The sequence below is a fragment of the Gammaproteobacteria bacterium genome (assembly GCA_040183005.1).
Taxonomy (GTDB): domain Bacteria; phylum Pseudomonadota; class Gammaproteobacteria.
This window is the reverse complement of sequence record JAMPIW010000007.1, coordinates 965,394-981,603: the sequence shown is the minus strand read 5'-3', so window position 1 is coordinate 981,603 and position 16,210 is coordinate 965,394. Positions and strand designations below refer to the sequence as shown.

Sequence of the window (16,210 nt, the reverse complement as noted above, 5' to 3'; positions counted from 1 at the left end):
CGACATAAGATCACGACGGTTGTTTATGCCGCCGTCGCCGCGAACAAACGCGTCAGCAAGGGCCGCAGCGCCTTGCTGCTGTCTTCGACTTGAAACAGATGCAGCACGGGTTTCGCCAAGTCGCGATTGGGCGAGGATGAGGGCAGCTTGTCCCACACCGAACCCAGCAACGCCTTGAGATCCTCGGTGCGAGTTGTGCGGTCCACCAGCAGCACGACACGCGCCAGCGGCACCTCGCCGAGCAGTAAGGCAAGCTCGAATTCGCAGCCGCGATTTTCCTTCCCGAAGCCGCGCAGATCCATCAGCACCACCGCGCTATGCTGGGTGAGCGCGCGCACAGTGGCGCGCCAGGTGTTGTCGTGGCAGAAAAACTCATTAATGCGGTAGCGCCCATCCGGGTCGGGCTTTTCGTCCAGATTATCCAGCCGCTTTTGTAGATCAGCCGGGCCGACAACGAAGCCTTGGCGCAGCTTTCCACTCCAGAATGCCATCAGTTCGTCCGGCTCCAGCAGCGCCGTTGCCAAGTCGGTGCCGCCGATCATGTTGATCGGCCCCGCATGGCGCCAGGTTTGCCCAACCTGATCGGTTAGCATACGTACGCGCTTGGAGTGGCCGAATACACGCAGGAGCAGCATGGGTTGCGGTTTTTCCGGTAGGTCGGCCCGACCAAGACGCCGCAAGCTCACACGCAACGCGAGCTTGTAGCCGACGAATGCCAACAGGAACGAGAAGCTCGCGACACCCGAGCTCCCCATCTGGAACAGGACTCCGAGAGCGGTTACGAGCAGCCACCAGCTATCCAGCGTAAACATCTGGTCGCTCGCATGCTTGGTCTGGTAGCGACGCGCGGCGCGCCACAGGAGCAGCCAGGCCAGCACGCCGCAACCGAGAACGATCGCAAATTGCAGATAGGCCATCGACGCGAGCAGCAACCCGCTCCTGGTTGTCAGAAGCATGCAGCCCAAGAGCTGGAAGCCCAGCAGATAAGCCGCCACCAGAACAATGGAGACAAACAGAGCGATCAACCCCACCGAGCGCCAGGCGCGGTTTGCCAGCAGCACGATGACCGCTGTTGGCGGCCCCATGATAATCGCCCACAACATGAACAATTCACCGAAGGCTGGCTGGTCACGCAAGTGAAATACTTCGGCAACGATCTCCAGCATTAGCAGGAGCGCGAAGTAGGCGCCAATCAGCAGAGATTTCTGCCTGCGCGTGGCGGTTGCCGTCATCATCAATACAGCGACGACAGGCCATGCGAACACTGTCCACACTGCCAGCGTGCGAAAGGGTTTGAATTCGAGTTCATTGAGCCAGAACATGAGCGCAGTGGCGATGGTGGCATGGGCCACACCGGCCAGGATATAGGCCACGCTCAAACGTCGCATGGCCAGAATGGTTGCGCCCAAGCGCGTCGGTTCAGCCGTGCTCGATGCTGCCTGCGAAACGACAACGATCTCCAGCCGCCGGCCGGGCAGAGAGGAGGGGGGCAGCTCGGGAACCGGCGCTGCCTCCCGGGCTGCGGTGCGCATGGCTCGCCCGATGGCCCAGCGGTAGAGAAAAAGCGTTGCGACGGTGAGCGCAATGGCAAGCGGTATCGCGCCCAGAAAAATCGCCAGTGCGGCCCCATCCCATTTGATCGAACATTCCGGAGCAAGTGTCACGATTCTCCTCCGAAATTAATTTTGGATTGGCAGATTAAGCCTAGCGCATGACACTGAACCACACAAATATTTGTCGTCTGCGGATCTGGATAGTGGTCCGGCCAGTGTCGGTAGAGCAGGGGCTGGGCGCGGTTGCTGGGATAGGGGTTGAGCAGTTTGAGGGCATTGTAGGCTTAGATGGGATCGCTGCTCGGCTTGCGTAGGTTTTCGACGGCGACAGGCAGCAGGCCGTCATATCCTGCCGCCGCTACGAGACTTTCAGCATAGCCAATTAAGAAAAGTGTTGACACCGTATAAAAATGGGAATAAATTCCCAAATAAGAGGCAGGGGTTAAGCAGCAATAATCACGGCGTCAGTTTCCCCTCCTTTTGTAATGGGGTAGTCACAAAACATAACTATCGTTGGGTGGCGGCTTCTGGATTGAAGTTGTAGAAAAACATGGAAATTATTTTCCGTACCATAAATGATCGTTTACAAGGAGCTTACTATGAACATGTTACCTATCTGCCACGAGCGTATTCTTCGCGCCAAAGTTTCCTACACCCCGCGCCATGTCAATCTTGAGGCGGCGGCAACGCTGCTGGCGGGGGAGGATGTCGTGCCCAATGTCGGTGATCTGGTGTTGGCGCGGGTGGATAAGATCGGCCAGCATGGGGCTCTGGAGTTGACCAACGGCCGCCGTGCGATTCTGTTCACCGGGGATGAGATTGTGGTGTGTTATGGCAACCGCTATGCCCCCGATCAGTTCGAGGCGGAGGTGCCGCACGATCTGGCGGCTTGCCATCTGGTGGCGGCAGGCGGTATCGCTGCGCGGGCGTTGTCCTGGCATGCCAATATGAAGTCGCCTACTGTTATTGCCCCCGTTGGTTTGCTGGCCGATGTCAACGGTCAACGCATCAATCTGTCTTGCGCCGCAGTGGCAAAGCTTGGTCACCCGCGTCCCTTGCCTTATACGGTGGCCGTGGTCGGCACCGCGATGAATGCCGGCAAGACCACCACGGCGGCCAATCTGATCCATGGACTGACGAATGCCGGCCTCAAGGTGGGCGCGGCCAAGGTGACAGGCACGGGGTCGGGCAAGGACATCTGGTTCATGGGCGATGCGGGGGCGAGGCTCGCGCTCGATTTCACCGATGCCGGGTTTCCTTCCACGTTCCGTACCACAGCCGCAGAGGTGGAAGGCATTCTTGCCACGCTGACCGGCCATCTGGCAAAGGCGGGGATGGATGTGATCGTGCTGGAGGTGGCGGACGGTCTGTACCAGGCCGAGACGGCGGCACTGCTGGATTCGCCGGTGTTTGCCAAAACGGTGAATGACGTGATTTTCGCTGCGGGTGATGCGATGGGCGCAGCGGCCGGGGTGGAGTGGCTGCGCCGCAAGGGCCTGCCTGTGCTTGCCGTGAGCGGCCTGTTGACGGCGTCGCCGCTGGCGATTGTCGAGGCTGCCAACGCGACAGGTCTGCCAGTCTTTGATAAAAAGATGCTGCGCGATGCCGCTATCGCGAGCGAACTTGGGATGTGCTCCAAAATCGCGCTGTCCGCCTGATGAACATTCCGCGCGTACTTCAAGGGCGGCGCCGTACGCTGCTCTCTCGTCTGGTCGCCAATGGTCTGGCTCAGGCGGGGGCGGCAGTGGGTACCGCCTGGCTGGTGAAGCTGGTGTTCGATCACATGCTGGCGCCGCAGAGTTCTGTAATCGACCCTGGGCTGATATGGGCGGGGTTGGGGCTGGCGGCAGCGGCGGGCGTTATCGCCTGGTTGCGCATGATGGAGCGGGTTGATGCCGAACGCATGGGGCAGGGCTATGCCTCGGATGTGCGCATGGTGCTGTACGACCGCCTCAACTCGCTGGCGCCCCGTGCGCTGCAAAAGCGTAGCCAGGGTGGTGTGGCGTTGCGCTTCGTGGGGGACATGACGGCGTTGCGCCGCTGGGTCAGTCTGGGGTTGGCGCGCCTGACGGTAGCCGTTGTGATGACGGTGGCGGCCTTGTCGGCCCTTGCAGTGATCAACTGGCCGCTGGCATTGATAGTCACTGTCGTGCTATGCACCGGTGCCGCAGTTGCCTTCAGTCTGGGCGAGCGGTTGCGCACGGCGGCCCGCGAATCGCGGCGGCGCCTTTCCCATCTTGCCGCGAACGTCAATGAGAAGGTGGCGACCATCGCCGTGGTGCAGATGTTCGGTCAATCCGAACGCGAGCGCGAGCGCATTTCGCGTCAGGGGCAGCGGCTGCATGATGCGATGATCGAGCGGGCGCGGGTGGCGGGCCAAATTCTGGGCGTGACTGAAGCTACGGCAGCGCTCGCCTCGGCGGCGGCGTTGTTGATGGGCGTGTTCGAGGTGGCCGCCGGGCAGGTCAGCGTGGGGACGGTGGTGGCGGCCATGACTATCGTTGGCATACTGATGCCGCCGTTGCGCGATCTGGGCCGTGTCCAGGAATATTGGCACGGCGCCTGCGTCTCTCGGGAAAAGTTGCAGGAATTTCTCGACGCTCCGTCGTTGGTAACGGATGCCCCGGATGCGCCGGATATTGGTCTGGGCGCGGGCCGTCTGGAGTTTAATGGCGTGAGCGTGGTGGGCGGAGTGGATCAGGTCATGGCGATTGTGGAGCCGGGCACGGTGGTGGCGCTGGTTGGCCCCAATGGCGCAGGCAAGTCAACACTGCTGTCCCTTGCGGCGCGCCTGATCGACCCCGACCAAGGCGTGGTGCGCCTGGATGGCCAGGATCTGGCGAAGCACAGCTTAGCTTCAGTGCGCCGTGCGATAGGCATGGCGGGTCCCGATCTGCCGCTGCTGCGCGGCACGGTGGAGAAGAATCTGCGTTACCGCTGGCCGGATGCCCCGGCGCAGGAAATCGCCCGGGTGCGGGCGTTATGTGGCGTCGATGAAGTGCTGGCTGAATTGCCGGATGGCGAGAAAACCCGTGTGGCGGAAGGTGGCGTGGGCCTGTCGGCGGGGCAGCGTCAACGCATTGCCCTGGCCCGCGCGCTGCTTGGCAATCCTCCACTGCTGTTGCTCGATGAAATTGACGCCAACCTCGATCCCAAGGCGAGTGCGGTGGTGGATCGCGTGCTGGCCGGGTATCGAGGCACCATCCTTCTGGTCACCCATCGCCTGGATCATCTATCGAGCGCGGACGTCATCTGGTACATGGAGGCCGGGCGAGTGGTGGAGGCGGGTCCACCGGCAAAGCTATTGTCTGGAAATGGCCCGACGGCGCGCATGTTTCGCACGGGCATGGAAGCGGCAAGTTGATACGGATTTTTTTGGGGGTAGTGTTAATGTTTGCGTATGCTGCATCGGTCATGGCCGTGGAAACAGAGAATGGCAGGGACGGTTTCTCCACCGTGGGTATGGTATCGAAACGGACTCTTGGCGATGCCACCCGCCAGCCATATTTTCTCTATGTGCCGCAGCGCGGCGGCGCCAATGCGCCGGTCTTCGTTACAGTACATGGCATCTCGCGCAATGCGCGCGAGCATGCCGAGCGTTTCGCGTCCTTCGCCGAACGCTACGGCGCGGTCTTGATCGCTCCTTATTTTTCGAAGGGGCGTTTCCCTGATTATCAGCGCCTGGGGCGAAAGGGGAAAGGCGAGCGCGCGGATTTGGCGTTGGACAGGATCGTCGATGAAGTTGGCCGTTTGACGGGCGCCCAGACCGGCAAATTATTCTTGTTTGGCTACTCCGGCGGGGCGCAATTTGTGCACCGTTATACGTTGGCGCACCCGGAGCGGGTTGCGAAGGTCGTGCTGGGCGCACCCGGCTGGTATACCTTCCCTGACCCCACCGTAAAATATCCCAAGGGCATAGCACAGGCGAAGAGTCTGCCGGGCGTCACCTTTGACCCGTCCGGTTTCCTGGCTATCCCCACCTGCGTGCTCGTCGGCGAGCGTGACGTGCGGCAGGATGTGGCGTTGAATAAATCCCCAAAGATTGCGCAGCAGCAGGGACCCACCCGCCTTGAGCGCGGCGAGCACTGGATTGCCGCCATGACGCGCGCCGCCGAGGCGCAAGGCCTCAAGACGTCCTACACCTTCCACACGTTGCCGCGTTCCCGCCACTCTTTCACCCAGAGCATGAGGCGTGGAAAGATGGGCGAAATGGTTTTTGATTGTCTGTTCGGGGGTGGAAAATGAAATGTTTCCCCGCTGTTCTGTCTGCTGCTCTGATGCTGACTGCCAGCCCGATTTTTGCCGAATCGGCCAATAAAGTCCAAAAAGCCCCGCCATTCACTTTCAAGTTCGGCGGATTGCTTATGTACGACGCCGCCTGGTATCAGGGCCATGACGCGTTACAGGGAAAGACAGCAGGCTATACCGATGAGACCGGATTCCGCCGCGCGCGCCTTTCCGCGCAAGGGCGCGTATATGGGGATTGGGATTACAATGTGACCCTGGATGTCACCAATGCCCTTAATAATGTCAGCAATGCTGATCCTGTCGAGATTTGGCAGGCACTCGTTTCTTATTCGGGCTTTAAGACGGCGAAGATCAAAGCAGGGCAGTTCTATGAACCCTTCAGTCTGGAAGCCGCCACCAGCTCCAGAGCGACCACCTTCATGGAACGCGGCTTGCCATACACATTTTCCCCTGTCAGAAGCGTAGGTGTTGGTTTTTCCGCCGCTCCCGCAAAAGGACTATACCTGGAAGCGGGGGGGTTCACGGAAGATCTGAACTCCGCCGGCAACCTCAAAAGGGCATTCACCGGACGCGTTGCCTATGCTCCTATCGACACAAAAGGCAGGCTTCTGCATTTTGGTGCGGGAGCCAGCTATCGCGTGCCGGGAGATAACACGCTACGCTACCGCGCCCGCCCCGAGTCCGATCTGGCGCCCGCCTGGTTTAGCACGGCGACGATAAGAAATGTCGACAATATCGTGCTAACCGGTCTGGAAGCCGCTGCCGTCAGAGGGGCCGTTTCATTGCAGGCGGAATACGTGCGCTCTGATGTCAGTCGTAGTGATGGCAGGCGGGGGCGGAATATCGACGGTTATTATGTCTATGCCAGCTGGTTCCTGACAGGGGAATCGCGTCCTTACCGGGATGGCAGATTCGGCGCGATCAAACCTGAAAACCCTTTGGGCGCCTGGGAAGTGGCGGTGCGCAACAGCGCCATCAGTGATGATAGCGGCGAAAAGCTGAGCGATATCACCCTGGGGCTTAACTGGTACATAAACCGCCATGCCCGGCTGATGGCGAATTATGTCTATGCCGACTACGAAAAAAATATCGCGCAAGGCAATGCCGATATCTTCCAGGTGCGTGGCCAAGTGGATTTTTAACGCCTCGAACGCTCGCTCCGTCAGATGCGCGCGTGCCTCCCCATCTTTTTTCTTGAAGTGCTGGCCGCACGTGCCGCGCATCGTTATTATTATTCAGCGCAACCTGGAGTAATCGCCCCCGTATTGCAGCTCTTTCGAAGGGGGGGCACTTTTTTCTGCCTTCTGGTAAACTGACTGGCAACCACGTGTGTAAGAATTACAGTACGGCGCTAATGCACTGATATGGAAATCAAGTACGACCTCATTAACTCTTCCTGTTTCACCCCGTGGTGTCTTATCCAAAATTTTTGTATCGGCGCTTATAGCCGCAGCTTCCTGTTGTTTCAACCGGCAACTGTATCCGTGCATTGCTATCCTCGATGCTGTCTGTGATGTTGAAGAGAACGAACAACCTTTCGATTTATTAAATAAACCATTTAAAAATCATGTCGTTAGTCAGGAATCCCGGGGCTTTTTGAACTTCGAAACTTTAGTAAATAAAACGCGAAACCGATGACGTTACACATTCATAATAGCCTGACCGGCAAAAAAGAACTTTTTATCCCCATCGAGCCCGGCAAAATCCGTATGTATGTGTGCGGCATGACAGTCTACGACTATTGCCACCTTGGTCATGCGCGGGTGATGGTGGTGTTTGATGCGGTAGTGCGTTATCTGCGCGCGCTGGGCTATCAGGTCACCTATGTTCGCAATATTACAGATATCGACGACAAGATCATCAAACGCGCCGCCGAGAATCACGAAGGCATCGACGCGCTCACTGCGCGCTTTATTGACGCGATGCACGAGGATGAGCGGGCGCTGGGTGCCTTGCCGCCGGATATCGAGCCGCGTGCGACTGATTCTATCCCTGAGATCATCAGTCTGACCCAGACACTGATTAACAAGAGCTACGCCTATGTTGCCGCAAATGGTGATGTCTATTATGACGTGAGCCGCTTTGAACATTATGGCGAACTTTCCGGCAAGCGTTTAGAAGACTTGCGCGCCGGAAGCCGAGTTGAAGTGGACGAGGCCAAAGATGATCCGCTCGACTTCGTGCTGTGGAAGGCCGCCAAGCCCGGCGAACCGAGCTGGAATTCTCCGTGGGGGCCGGGCCGTCCCGGTTGGCACATCGAATGTTCGGCGATGTCCGGTCACTGCCTGGGGGATCATTTCGATATCCATGGTGGCGGCATGGATCTGAAATTTCCGCACCATGAAAACGAAATCGCCCAGTCCGAGGGTGCTACCGGCCACAAGTTCGTCAATGTGTGGATGCACAACGGTTTCGTGCAGGTGAACGAGGAGAAAATGTCCAAATCGCTGGGCAATTTTTTCACCGTGCGCGAGGTGTTGAAGCACTACACGCCGGAAATCGTGCGCTATTTCATAATCGGTAGCCACTACCGTGGCCCGCTCACTTACTCCACGGAAAATCTGGACAATGCCAAGGCCGCGCTGGAACGCTTTTACATGGCGCTACGCAGCTTGCCGAGTGAGCAGGAGGCCGGTATCAAGGGGCAAGAGACAGAATACGAGCAGCGCTTCAGCGCCGCGATGGATGATGACTTCAATACGCCGGGAGCCCTTGCGGTGATGTTCGATCTGGTGCGCGATATCAATCGTGTGCGTAGCGAAGATATGCAGGGGGCTGCGCGCCTGGGAAGCATATTGCGGCGGCTGGGTGGCGTGCTGGGATTGCTGCAGGCCGACCCGGAGGGATTTTTGAAAGATACCAAAACCGTGAGTGGGTTGGCGCCCGAAGATGTTGAACATCTCATCACGCAGCGCGATGTCGCGAGAACAAGCAAAAACTGGGGCGAGTCGGACCGCATCCGTGACTGGCTCAAGGCCCAGGGTGTTATTCTGGAAGACAACGCCGGTAAAACCACGTGGCGCAGAGAATAAGTCGCCCCGACCTATTCAGGTTTTGACATTTCCTGTAAGTACCGGCGACGTGCGGCTTCGGCTTCGCGTGCTGCGTCTATTTCGCTCATGACACTGCCCACGTCAGCCTCTATTTCGCTGTGCTCGAAGTGGCCAGTCAATTCGATCTCGGGGTGGAGGGTGCTGCTCTCGTAGAGCGCCCAAATTTCCTTGCCGTAGTCGGTGGACAGCAGTTCGGGGGCGAAACGGCCGAAGTAGGCGGTGATGTTGTCAACATCGCGCTCAAGCATCCTGCTGGCATTGTTGTTGCTTGCGGCATCGACGGCTTGAGGAAGGTCAATGATGACAGGACCGTCGTTGCTGACCAGTACGTTAAACTCGGACAGGTCGCCGTGGACAATACCGGCGCAGAGCATCCGGACGATCTGCCTGATCAGTATGCCGTGGTACTCCCTGGCCTGCGAGGCGGTGAACTCCAGATCGTTGAGCCTCGGTGCGGCGTTGCCGTTATCGTCTGTCACCAGCTCCATCAACAGTACCCCATCGAAGAAGCCATAGGGTTGCGGGACACGCACACCCGCCGCCGCGAGGCGGTACAGCGCGTCTACCTCGGCGTTCTGCCATGCGCTCTCCTGTTCTTTCCGCCCATACTGGGTGTTTTTCTCCATCGCGCGCGCCCGACGGCTGTTCCGAACCTTGCGACCTTCCTGATACTGGGCTTGTGTGTGGAAGCCGCGTTTATTGACCTCTTTGTACACCTTGGCGCAGCGGACCTCCCCCCCCGCCAGGACGACATAGACTGCGGCTTCCTTGCCGCTCTTGAGGGGACGGATGACCTCGTCAACGAGGCCGTCTTGTACCAGCGGTTCGATGCTTTTTGGGATTTTCATTAGGTTAGGTTGTAAGTATTTTAGTGTTTTCTATATGCGTGAGTGGGCATGAGCCGGTGAGCAAGACTCCAACACCAGGCCACCTTCGTGCACCATGATGGTACGCTCACCCTTCAGTACTGCCAGTAAGTCCTCACCTACCATGGGGCGACGCCAGCCATCCAGCACTGGTATATCACGTTCCCCCAAGATTAATTTTTCCAAATCCTTGCGGGCCGCGAGGCTGGCTGGGCTGACCTCGTTCTGCGCGGCGCGCAATCGCACGATAGCCATGAGCAGGTCCACCATCGCCTCCTGACCTTCATTGAGACGCGCTGGACGCTCCTCCGGGGCAGGCGCAGTTTCCGGCACACTTTTGGCTGCGCGTATCATCACGAGCAAATCTTGGCCGTGCCGCCGTAAAAAGCCTGGCTCTATCCCGCGCACTTGCTCCAAGCCTTCGACGTCGTCAGGCATTTGCCGGGAAAGTTGCAGCAACACGTCATCATGCAGGATCCAGTTCCGGGGACGATTTGACGTGATCGCATATTCTTCACGCCAGGCAGCCAAGGCTTTCAACACATTAAGTTGTGCCGCAGATTTAAGGTGGCGCGAGCCGCGAATGCGCCGCCACGCATCTTGTGGTGATGGTACATAGTTGTTGATGTCAGTTAATTTTTTGAATTCGTCCTCGACCCATTGCAGTCGGCCATCGCGCGCCAACGCATCGCGCTGCGTCAGGTAGATCTCACCCAGATAGCGCACATCATCGGCGGCATAATGTAGTTGGTCTTCAGACAAGGGACGGCGCGCCCAATCGGTACGCGTATGGGCCTTTTCGAGGCGAACACCCAGCATGTTTTCCAGCAGATTGCCATAACCCACATGCTCGCCTTGTCCCATAAGTCGAGCAGCGATTTGGGTGTCGAACAAAGGATGCGGCAGCTCCTTGCGAAGATCGTACAGCAATTCCAGATCCTGTCGGCCGGAATGCATGACCTTAACGATTGCTGGATCGTAGATAAGATCCAAGAATGGACCAAGATCGGATAGGCGTAGAGGGTCGATGCAGGCTGCAAATTGACCGTTAGCGACCTGGATAAGACACAGTTGCGCGTAATAGGTCTTCTCCCGCATGAATTCGGTATCCAAGGCCAACCAAGGGCTACCCCTCAGCCGCTCGCAAAGATCCAGCAGTTGCTCGGGCGTTTCGATGTAAAGGTAGGCGGTCATTAAAGGATTCTGTGTGCTTGAGGAAAGTTGCGGCGATTATCAGGAATTGTAGGCGTGATTTTGCGGCTATTACTCAAAGGGTGCAAGAGCCTCTCATGCATCTGGGACTCTTTGGTTGATCATGTGATTGGGCAAGTTATTTGATTTTTAATTATACCATCATAAACAGGTCGATTGCGTTGCCGTAACGTTTGCAGCTATAAAGTTCTTGAGCATCGTATTTTCGCAGTGATTCACGGCTTGCACCCTTGTCCATTGGCATCCACTTCATCCGCGATCTTTCTTACACAGTTCGCGCAGGCTGTCATGATCAAGAATTTCCAGATTGCCCCGGTGCAGTCTCACCCAGCCGTGATGCTCAAAATCCTTGAGCAGGCGGCTTACAACCTCTCTTGCCGTGCCTAATTCGACGGCAAGATCATAATGAGTGCCTTGTATGATTTTTTGTGAGCCGGCCAGGTCCAGTAGATGTTTGGCAAGACGGCTATCCATATGCCCAAAGGCCACTTCTTCGATCAACTGAACCAGTTCGTGCACGCCATGGTCAAGGGATGAAAAAACAAACTTGCGGAATCCCGGTGAGCCGGACATAGCCTCGTAAAAATGAGTTTTTTGGATCAGTAGGGCATGCACTTTCGTTTCGGCAATCGCTTCCGCAGGGTAATCGGCATCGGCCAGAAGACATGAAGTGGTGAGTTCGCATACTTGCCCGGCCTGAATCCGGTGCAGGATGATTTCATGCCCGCTCTCCGAGACCTTTTGTACCTTCACCACCCCGTCTAATACGAGCAGATAATTTTCACAGGCTTCACCACCTCGAAATAATACGGTGCCAGCAGATACGCTGATCGGCTGTGCCGACCGTATTACTCTGTGCCATACAGGATCGCCAATGTCACGCAATGCCGGAAAAGCATCCAACCGTTGTGAATCATCAACTTCGCCCATCATGTCTCACCCAACAAAAAAATTAGCATCCCTAGCGGGACGATGGAAAAGTCACTCCTTGGACTTTTTTGGCCCGAAAAACAATAACTCTGATTTTTATCTTTCTGTATTTTTAAAACACTTGGCATATTTCAAGCTTGGCGGAACGAACCCCCTACCGTACCCGGGCTGCTGGGGAGCGATGCGTTTAGATGGGTACGCCATAGCTGGGTCGCTGTCACAGATCACAACTCAAATCTAGGTGAGTTCCTTAATCTTTGGACAATAATCAAAGCTACTTGTTGCAGCCTGATCTGGTGAATCTCAAAGATGAGGGTTTTCGCTTGTCTCATAAAGTATTCAGTCATTTTGATCAGTGGGATGTCGAGGAGGAAGCAGGTGGAGCAACCGTAAACAGATAATCATCAAGACTAACGAAGTAAGGGGGGCGGTGTCAGAGGAAGCGTAAATAATGCCACCACCCGGTGACGGGGAGTCCCAAGCTACGGCGCGACGCCCACTAGCCTGTAATTATTTGGATGTTGTAAAACTTTATCCTACAACCCCGTCACCCTTGTTTCATCATGCTCTCACATGACCTTCACTATTCCATTTCTTGCGGGCTATATTCCAACATCTTAAGCCGCTTTCTTTAATTTTCCTTCCATAGCAGCATGTTCTATGGTTTCCTCATAAAGCTTTAGCGGCTGGCACTTCTCGGGGTACGAAAACTCCTCATCATACATTGCATTAATTGGATCCAGCTTCAGGGTATGCTTCGACGGCGGAGCGCATACCGGCTCTTCAGAAGCCAGATACAAATGACGCACGTTGGATTTGGATTTGACATGAACCCCATTCTCTATCGCTGAGCGCTGGTCCCACTGCGCCAGCAGACCACAAATAACAGCGGTACCTACCAATACTGCAAGGTATGATAGCGCTATTGTCACTTCAGTTGCTCCATGGGTGAAGCCCATGATATCTAATATGTTCATGACACATCTCCTGATCTATATCCATACTGGTTTAACTCCTTTCCTCAGTGATATCGGGTATCCTTTCCACGGTTATAGTTGACCATATATGTAAGGGATTATCTGTGACAAAGTCACACTCGTGCCCTTCAGGGTACTTGCTCCCGGAAGGGTAAGTTCGACAAGCCGCTAAAGTAGCGCCAAACCCACCTCATCGATAACCCGCTGCCACGGAAAGCCGGGATGGATATCGGATTTATCCGGGCGCAGGTGGTGATGCCCGAGGATGCCGGCAAATTGCCGGTATCCATCATCGGCATCAAAGTGGTTGGCCGGTGTCGATTTGGGGATTTTGAATTGTTTGCAAAGCAGGTTTATCAGTTCGATGGTGGCGGTAATCTGCGCTTCCGAATAGGCATCAAAGAAACGATATCCCCGCCATGGCATGCCATGATCATAATATTCCTGCTTGAAGAGCGTCCTGTCAGAAACCTTATCAAAGCAATATAGCTTCCCATTTCGTTGAATCAGCCCACCTTCGGAGGCGATTTCTATGCCGATGGAACGTTTGTCCACCGCGCCGCCTGTCCCCTTCAATCCCAAGTGAAATGCCCAGTATTTCGGATCAAACACTTCGTAAATCTCGCCATCTCTTTCAATCACAAATGCCGTTGCGATACGTTGTGGGTCGGATTTCCAGTAGTCGATGGTACTCTTGGCTGTCGCTCCCACTGTATGATGAAGAACGATCAGGTCTTTCGGTGTTTGCGCCCCGATATAGTCTTTTGCTTCAAGGCGAATGGTGCGGTTTATGTTTGGCGTGCCGATCGCCGAAGCCAGTTTGGGCGCGGATGCATTTTTTACGGATTTTACTTTAGCCATTTTTCATAACTCCTTATGCCGTTTAATTTCCCGTGTGCGCCACATAAACCAATGCAAAATCCTGCGGCCCATTGGGGATGTTGGAGCCGATAATCTCGATTTTCCATTTGCCTGCCCCCGGCTTTTCAATGCGAACGACTTCAACGTTGTTCTTCGTGTCCATAGCCAGGACTGCTCCTGCTGCCTGGTTGCCTACATAGCGCTTGCCATCCGGCGCGGTGACGATCAGGTTGAGGTTGTTGACGAGCGTAGGCCCGGGGTAGTCGGTGTAAGCTAGCGTTACGTGCAGGGGAACCTTCTCTGATTTCACTGCGATCTCGATGGCGTGAACGTTGCCCGTCTTGAGGCCAGGTTTGATGTCCAGGAACACGGCGGATGCAGGTGCGGGTGGCGACAAGATAGCGTCGAGATTCACGCGGCCATAACCTTGATGATAATCCAGCATTGTCCCCGCGGGCGCATACCCCGGCAGCCTGGCGGCACCGGCGATGAGGGTCGCCTTGAGCAAGGCCGCACTCGGGCTGCGCATTTTTTTCTGCTTCCGCAGGTATTCACGTACCAGGGCGACCGCCCCCGCGGTGAGTGGGGTCGCCATGCTCGTCCCGCCCATGTGGAAATATAGTTTGCTCTGCGGAAAGGCTGCCCACGCGCGGTTGTTGGGCGCAATTTGTGTGGAGCGCGTGGAGAGGATAAACGTGCCAGGGGAAACAATATCAGGTTTCATGCGGCCATCCTTGGTCGGGCCACGGCTGCTGAACGCCGCCATTTGATCAGGATTGTCCGCCATGGGATCGTTACGTAACGGTGCAACCGGGTAGTCCTGCGGCCACCATTTACCATAGGTTTCAGTGTTAAATGCGGGGCGTCGGTTCTCACATGCGCCCACGGTAATGCAGTTCTTCGCCGTGCCCGGAGACGTGACGCTCATGGGATTGATCTTGCCGTTGCCATCACTGTCCGAGCCGTCATTTCCGGCAGCGAAAAGGATGCAAAAATTCTTGTGTCCCCAGACAAAACGGTCTAGCTGCTCGCAGGAGCTGTCATAAACACCCGGCTCGCCGCCACCCCACGAGTTCGAGTGTATCCGCGCACCTTTTTTGTAAGCGTCGGTAAACAGAGTGGTAAGATCGAGTGGTAGACCAGAAAGCAGGTAGCGGTCATAGCGTCCTTGATACGGCGGTTTCCATTTCATTTCCTGCTCGACAGCCTGAAACACCAAGTGGGCCTTATGGGCAAGACCACGGATCGGGGCTGTCACGCCTGGTAGGCCGATGCTTGCCGCGCCACTTCCCAGCACGGAACCTGCCACATGGGTGCCATGGCCGCTGTCAACATCCGCGGGACCATCGTTGCCGCCGGGATTGGTGATGTAGGGAGCAAAATCCGGTGTGATGGGGTAGCTCTTGACCCATGCAATGCGGGCCGTGAAGTCGGGGTGGATGGTTTGAGGGTTGCCGGTGTCCAGGCCGGTGTCGCATACTCCCACGCACTCACCTTGCCCGCTCAAACCCAAACCGGAGCTCGCCATTGTTGTTGCTGCACCCATGACCCCGGCGGCTACATCGTTGCTAGTGCGTTTGAGGCTGCGCTCACGGATCGAGCGCACGCCATGAACGGCAGCAAGCGCGGTGATCTTTTTACCCAGTGCCGCACCGCGAGATTCCGCTTCCACAATAAGCAGTTTTCCCTTGGCATCCTTTCCGGATATTTTGAATCCCAGCTTCTTGATCTCGGGAATGCCTGCGGTGAGGTCCGCCGAACCGAAGAACTCGATGGCGTAGGCACCGGGCATGACGCGCGTGCGCGGCAGTGTGGCGGAGGTGTCGTCGGCTTTACGCCCTATGTTTGTTAATACGGATGGCGCCACGCGATCCTTGGTGGGCAGATGCCCCGTCCATCGGACAAACGGCAGTGCCGCGATCTGTGCCAGCGTCTCGTCATCCGCCCGCACGATGTAAGTGAAATCACCATAAGGTGCCCGTGGTTCCCCGCCCGCTTTTTTAACGGCGCGCAACCATGTTTCTTTTATCGGGCCGATAAACTGCACAAGATTATGATGGCGGCCTGGAGGCGGTGCTTTTATGCCTTTGTAGGCAGGATGGGCGCGTATTTTTCCTTGTGCATCGAGGCGCGGCCTTGAGGTGTCGATGGTGCGTTCGCCCACCTGGATCGTGTAAAGCTCAGTGATGTCCTCAACAGGATAGGTGCGGGAAAGACGGGTAACTTCTTTTTTCGGAATCTCGGTGATCACGAAGCCGTCATAGCGTTCGATTACAGGGTGCTTTTCCGCAATCTTGTCCTGCTCTGCGCCTGTGCAAAATATCTTTACTGTCTGATCCATGGCTGTGCTCCTTTTAGCAGTCGGAATTACTGTTTTGGCTGTCTAACCTGGGGTATTTCTCCTGTAAACTTGCTTTCTTTTAAAGATGATATGCCGCTTAAGCTGTTTGTCAATCCTTATCGCAAGGCAAATTGATGTATATCAATTTTGATGGATAGTTATTTTCTAT

12 protein-coding genes are annotated in these 16,210 nt (G+C 56.2%); 5 read left to right on the top strand and 7 right to left on the bottom strand.

Going from position 1 to position 16,210, the window contains the following annotated elements; translation table 11 throughout:
• Positions 1 to 23: 23 nt before the first annotated feature.
• Complete coding sequence (locus tag M3A44_10560) at positions 24 to 1,664, bottom strand: hypothetical protein (GenBank protein ID MEQ6342068.1); 1,641 nt, start codon at positions 1,662 to 1,664, stop codon at positions 24 to 26.
• Positions 1,665 to 2,152: 488 nt separating this feature from the next.
• Between M3A44_10560 and M3A44_10555 the strand changes: the two genes are divergently transcribed.
• The 5 genes from M3A44_10555 to cysS all read left to right on the top strand — a co-directional run bounded on the left by M3A44_10555 (position 2,153) and on the right by cysS (position 8,833).
• Positions 2,153 to 3,211: a DUF1611 domain-containing protein gene (locus M3A44_10555; GenBank protein MEQ6342067.1), complete on the top strand. Its 1,059-nt coding sequence runs from the start codon at positions 2,153 to 2,155 to the stop codon at positions 3,209 to 3,211.
• On the top strand, positions 3,211 to 4,917 hold the full coding sequence (locus M3A44_10550; GenBank protein ID MEQ6342066.1) for an ABC transporter ATP-binding protein/permease: 1,707 nt from the start codon (positions 3,211 to 3,213) through the stop codon (positions 4,915 to 4,917). The genes M3A44_10555 and M3A44_10550 overlap by 1 nt, the downstream gene beginning before the upstream one ends.
• Positions 4,918 to 4,943: 26 nt before the next feature.
• Positions 4,944 to 5,798, top strand: coding sequence for an alpha/beta hydrolase (locus tag M3A44_10545; protein MEQ6342065.1), 855 nt, complete (start codon positions 4,944 to 4,946; stop codon positions 5,796 to 5,798).
• Entirely contained in the window at positions 5,795 to 6,943 is a 1,149-nt protein-coding gene (locus M3A44_10540; GenBank protein MEQ6342064.1) for a porin, read from the top strand. The genes M3A44_10545 and M3A44_10540 overlap by 4 nt, the downstream gene beginning before the upstream one ends.
• A 492-nt stretch (positions 6,944 to 7,435) precedes the next feature.
• On the top strand, positions 7,436 to 8,833 hold the full coding sequence (gene cysS / locus M3A44_10535; protein ID MEQ6342063.1) for a cysteine--tRNA ligase: 1,398 nt from the start codon (positions 7,436 to 7,438) through the stop codon (positions 8,831 to 8,833).
• An 11-nt stretch (positions 8,834 to 8,844) separates the two neighbouring features.
• Here cysS and M3A44_10530 read toward each other — a convergent pair whose 3' ends face one another.
• The 6 genes from M3A44_10530 to M3A44_10505 all read right to left on the bottom strand — a co-directional run bounded on the left by M3A44_10530 (position 8,845) and on the right by M3A44_10505 (position 16,041).
• Positions 8,845 to 9,702, bottom strand: coding sequence for a serine protein kinase RIO (locus M3A44_10530; protein ID MEQ6342062.1), 858 nt, complete (start codon positions 9,700 to 9,702; stop codon positions 8,845 to 8,847).
• Positions 9,703 to 9,732: 30 nt separating this feature from the next.
• A complete protein-coding gene (rnd, locus tag M3A44_10525) occupies positions 9,733 to 10,914 on the bottom strand; it encodes a ribonuclease D (GenBank protein ID MEQ6342061.1) in 1,182 nt (393 codons plus the stop codon).
• 267 nt (positions 10,915 to 11,181) lie between these two features.
• Entirely contained in the window at positions 11,182 to 11,865 is a 684-nt protein-coding gene (locus tag M3A44_10520; protein ID MEQ6342060.1) for a Crp/Fnr family transcriptional regulator, read from the bottom strand.
• 614 nt (positions 11,866 to 12,479) lie between these two features.
• Positions 12,480 to 12,839, bottom strand: a complete 360-nt coding sequence (locus tag M3A44_10515; protein ID MEQ6342059.1) for a hypothetical protein — start codon at positions 12,837 to 12,839, stop codon at positions 12,480 to 12,482.
• 168 nt (positions 12,840 to 13,007) lie between these two features.
• Complete coding sequence (locus tag M3A44_10510) at positions 13,008 to 13,700, bottom strand: peptidoglycan recognition protein family protein (GenBank protein ID MEQ6342058.1); 693 nt, start codon at positions 13,698 to 13,700, stop codon at positions 13,008 to 13,010.
• 22 nt (positions 13,701 to 13,722) lie between these two features.
• On the bottom strand, positions 13,723 to 16,041 hold the full coding sequence (locus tag M3A44_10505) for a S8 family serine peptidase (protein MEQ6342057.1): 2,319 nt from the start codon (positions 16,039 to 16,041) through the stop codon (positions 13,723 to 13,725).
• Positions 16,042 to 16,210 lie beyond the last annotated feature (169 nt).

What these genes read in the sequence shown, in the direction of transcription:
- M3A44_10555 (MEQ6342067.1), top strand. Translation starts at nt 2,153, where the DNA reads ATGAACATGTTACCTATCTGCCACGAGCGTATTCTTCGCGCCAAAGTT.
- M3A44_10540 (MEQ6342064.1), top strand. Translation starts at nt 5,795, where the DNA reads ATGAAATGTTTCCCCGCTGTTCTGTCTGCTGCTCTGATGCTGACTGCC.
- M3A44_10545 (MEQ6342065.1), top strand. Translation starts at nt 4,944, where the DNA reads ATGTTTGCGTATGCTGCATCGGTCATGGCCGTGGAAACAGAGAATGGC.
- M3A44_10550 (MEQ6342066.1), top strand. Translation starts at nt 3,211, where the DNA reads ATGAACATTCCGCGCGTACTTCAAGGGCGGCGCCGTACGCTGCTCTCT.
- M3A44_10510 (MEQ6342058.1), bottom strand. Translation starts at nt 13,700, where the DNA reads ATGGCTAAAGTAAAATCCGTAAAAAATGCATCCGCGCCCAAACTGGCT.
- rnd (MEQ6342061.1), bottom strand. Translation starts at nt 10,914, where the DNA reads ATGACCGCCTACCTTTACATCGAAACGCCCGAGCAACTGCTGGATCTT.
- cysS (MEQ6342063.1), top strand. Translation starts at nt 7,436, where the DNA reads ATGACGTTACACATTCATAATAGCCTGACCGGCAAAAAAGAACTTTTT.
- M3A44_10520 (MEQ6342060.1), bottom strand. Translation starts at nt 11,865, where the DNA reads ATGATGGGCGAAGTTGATGATTCACAACGGTTGGATGCTTTTCCGGCA.
- M3A44_10505 (MEQ6342057.1), bottom strand. Translation starts at nt 16,041, where the DNA reads ATGGATCAGACAGTAAAGATATTTTGCACAGGCGCAGAGCAGGACAAG.
- M3A44_10515 (MEQ6342059.1), bottom strand. Translation starts at nt 12,839, where the DNA reads ATGAACATATTAGATATCATGGGCTTCACCCATGGAGCAACTGAAGTG.
- M3A44_10530 (MEQ6342062.1), bottom strand. Translation starts at nt 9,702, where the DNA reads ATGAAAATCCCAAAAAGCATCGAACCGCTGGTACAAGACGGCCTCGTT.